The sequence below is a fragment of the Mesorhizobium sp. Cs1321R2N1 genome (assembly GCF_037179725.1).
GTDB classification, from domain to species: domain Bacteria; phylum Pseudomonadota; class Alphaproteobacteria; order Rhizobiales; family Rhizobiaceae; genus Mesorhizobium; species Mesorhizobium salmacidum.
Genome location: NZ_JAPYKP010000261.1, coordinates 1 through 3,418 on the forward strand (window position 1 = coordinate 1; position 3,418 = coordinate 3,418).

Consider the following 3,418-nt stretch of genomic DNA (forward strand, 5'->3'; position numbering starts at 1 on the left):
TGAGACCGGCGACTGCATGATCGCGCGCGCCAACCACCGTGTCACCTATCCGGCACGCATCCAGCTGGTGGCGGCGATGAACCCGTGCCGCTGCGGCATGGCCGGGGAACCTGGCTATCGCTGCCTGCGCGGCGAGCGCTGCCGCACCGACTACCAGGCGCGCATCTCAGGCCCGCTGCTCGACCGCATCGATCTTCGCATTGAAGTGCCGGCGGTTTCGGCCAGCGACCTGATCCGGCCCGACCGGGCGGAAAAGAGCGCCGATGTGGCGCTGCGCGTCGGCCGCGCGCGCACCCTCCAGCGCGAGCGCTTCGAACGGCTCGGCGTCAGCAGCGCCACCACCAACGCGCATTGCTCTCCCGCAGTCATCGAAGCGATCGCCATGCCGGACGCCGCCGGCCTGTCGCTGCTCAAGGACGCCAGCGAAAAACTCGCCTTTTCCGCACGGGCCTACCATCGCGTGCTGAAAGTGGCACGCACGCTCGCCGATCTAGACGCCAGCGAGGCTGTCGGCCGCATCCACCTGGCCGAGGCGATTTCCTACCGGATGAGTGCGGAGCGTGTGGCGCAGGCGGCGTAGAGTTCGCCCGAAGTCCGGCATCCGGCCTCGGCACGTGGACCTGCCGACCTCGCCGGCGGAGAGATGGTCAAGCGGGAGTTTGAAGTGACGGCGACCGGCGGCCTGCTCATTGATCCAATTCAGGACAAAGCGGCAAAAGTGACCCTTCAGGTCATGGCCGCAGCCCTCGCTGAAACCAGCTCGATGAGACACCGCAGGCTCAGGCGCTCTCCCGCGCCTTCAGCGCCAGCCGCCGCTTATGCAGTACCGGCTCGGTGTAACCGTTTGGCTGGCTCGTTCCCTTGAACACTAGGTCGCAGGCGGCCTGGAAGGCGATAGAATTGTCGAAATCCGGCGCCATCGGCCGGTAGAGCGGATCGCCGACATTCTGCAGATCGACGATGGCGGCCATGCGCTGCAGCGAATCCCTGACCTGGATTTCCGAGCAGACCTTGTGGCGCAGCCAGTTGGCGATGTGCTGCGAGGAGATGCGCAGCGTGGCACGGTCTTCCATCAGGCCGACATCGTTGATGTCGGGAACCTTGGAGCAGCCGACGCCCTGGTCGATCCAGCGCACGACATAGCCCAGAATGCCTTGCGCGTTGTTGTCGAGCTCGCGCTGGACCTCGTCGGGCGTCCAGTTCGGCCGAACGGCCACCGGCACCGACAATATGTCGTCGAGCTTGGCCTTCGGACGACTCTTCAGAGCCGCCTGGACGGCATGCACATCGACCTTGTGATAGTGCGTGGCGTGCAGCGTCGCCGCCGTCGGCGACGGCACCCAGGCGGTGTTGGCGCCGGCCTTGGGATGGGCGATCTTCTCGACCAGCATGGCCGCCATCAAATCGGGCATCGCCCACATGCCCTTGCCGATCTGGGCATGGCCGGCGAGCCCGCATTCGAGACCGGTGTCGACATTCCAGGCCTCGTAGGCGGAAATCCAGGCGGCCTGCTTCATGTCGCCCTTGCGGATCATCGGACCGGCTTCCATCGAGGTGTGGATCTCGTCGCCGGTGCGGTCGAGGAAGCCGGTGTTGATGAAGACAACGCGCTCCTTCGCGGCGCGGATCGCCTCCTTGAGGTTGATCGTGGTGCGCCGCTCCTCGTCCATGATGCCCATCTTGATGGTGTTTGGGGCCATGCCGAGCAGGGCTTCGACACGGTCGAAGATTTCGACGGCGAAGGCGACTTCCTCCGGCCCGTGCATCTTCGGCTTCACCACATACATCGAGCCGGCGCGGGAGTTCATCCGCCGCCCCTTCGGTCCGACGTCGTGCAGCGCGATCAGCGCCGTCATCGCCGCGTCCATGATGCCTTCCGGCACCTCGCTGCCGTCGCGGTCCAGCATCGCCGGATTGGTCATGAGGTGGCCGACATTGCGCACCAGCATCAATGAGCGGCCAGGCACGGTCAGCGTACCGCCGGCGGGCGCGGTGTAGACGCGGTCGGGGTTGAGCTTGCGGATAAAACTCTTGCCGCCCTTGCTGATCTCTTCGGCCAGGTCGCCCTTCATCAGGCCGAGCCAGTTGCGGTAGACGGCGACCTTGTCCTGCGCATCCACCGCCGCGACCGAATCCTCGCAGTCCTGGATGGTGGTCAGCGCCGATTCCAGGATGACGTCGGCGATGCCGGCCGGATCGGTGCGGCCGATCTGGTTGGCGCGGTCGATCAGGATCTCGACATGCAGTCCGTTTTTCACCAGGAGCACGGCTTGTGGATTGGCGGCGTCGCCGCGATAGCCGACGAATTGCCTGGGATCGGCCAGCGTCGTCGAGCCGGCGCCTTCGCCGACCTTCAGCGCGCCGTTGGCCACCGACAGCCCGTTCACCCCTGCCCATTTGCCCGTAGTCAGCGGCACCGACTGGTCGAGAAAATCCTTGGCCCAGGCGATGACCTTGGCCCCGCGCGCCGGGTTGAAGGTCTTGCCCTTCTCAGCGCCGTCCGTTTCGGGGATGGCGTCGGTGCCATAGAGCGCGTCATAGAGCGAGCCCCAGCGCGCATTGGCGGCGTTGAGCGCATAGCGCGCGTTCATCACCGGCACGACGAGCTGCGGTCCGGCGACGACGGCGATTTCCGGATCGACATTTTCAGTCGAGACGCTGAAGGCTGCCCCTTCCGGAACGAGATAGCCGATCTCCTTCAGGAACGCCTTGTAGGCGTCCATGTCGATTGGCGCGCCATTGTCGCGGTACCAGCGGTCGAGCTTTTCCTGCATGGCATCGCGTTTTGCCAGCAGCGCCCGGTTCCTGGGCGCGAGATCGTGGACGATGGCCGAGAAGCCGTTCCAGAAGCGCGCCGCTTCGATGCCGGTGCCGGGTAGCGCTTCGTCGACGACGAAGTCATGCAGCTCGCGGGCAATACGCAATCCGGCGATCTCGATGCGATCGGTCATCAGGCTACTCCAGATGAAAGCTTTGCGGGGCGTTTGGCATGTTTGGGGTTGCGGGGTCAATTCAGCTCAGGGAAGAATGCGCCCTCAAACCGCGATCCTTGGCCTGCCCGAGGCCACCGCCACGACATGCGCTTCGATGAACATACGTTGGGCCTCCACTGTCGAGACCCGGAACTCGGTCGCGACGTCGATCTCGGCGCTGTCGGTGCCGGCATCAAGGGCCCGCTGGGCGACAATGGCGCGCACGTCGGCCTCGGCGGCTGCTATCGCTGCCGCCTCGTCGAGGAAATCGCGCACCGTTTCACCCGAGGCCAGGCGAAACAAACCCTCCTTGGGCTGGCTGACGCGCGCCTCGGCCGAGACCCTGACCTGGCCGACGACGGCACCGAGCGCGTTGGCGACATCGGTATCCCGGGGCACCACGCACTCGTTGCCGACCAAGGGCGCCAGGCCGGCGTAATGCAGGG

The 3,418-nt window shown here is 65.7% G+C and carries 2 protein-coding genes and 1 pseudogene; 1 reads left to right on the top strand and 2 read right to left on the bottom strand.

The genetic code is table 11. From position 1 onward, the window contains the following. The coding region (locus tag O7A61_RS31575) for an ATP-binding protein (protein ID WP_337133080.1) at positions 1-580 on the top strand (580 nt) is incomplete at its 5' end. Positions 581-779: 199 nt separating this feature from the next. On the opposite strand, the gene O7A61_RS31580 is transcribed toward O7A61_RS31575, so the two are convergent. Together O7A61_RS31580 and O7A61_RS31585 are read right to left on the bottom strand one after the other, a co-directional pair. Beyond that, positions 780-2,951, bottom strand: coding sequence for a malate synthase G (locus O7A61_RS31580; RefSeq protein ID WP_337133081.1), 2,172 nt, complete (start codon positions 2,949-2,951; stop codon positions 780-782). Between the two features lie 84 nt (positions 2,952-3,035). Further along, positions 3,036-3,418 (bottom strand): annotated as a pseudogene (locus tag O7A61_RS31585) (hydantoinase/oxoprolinase family protein); the annotation flags it as partial.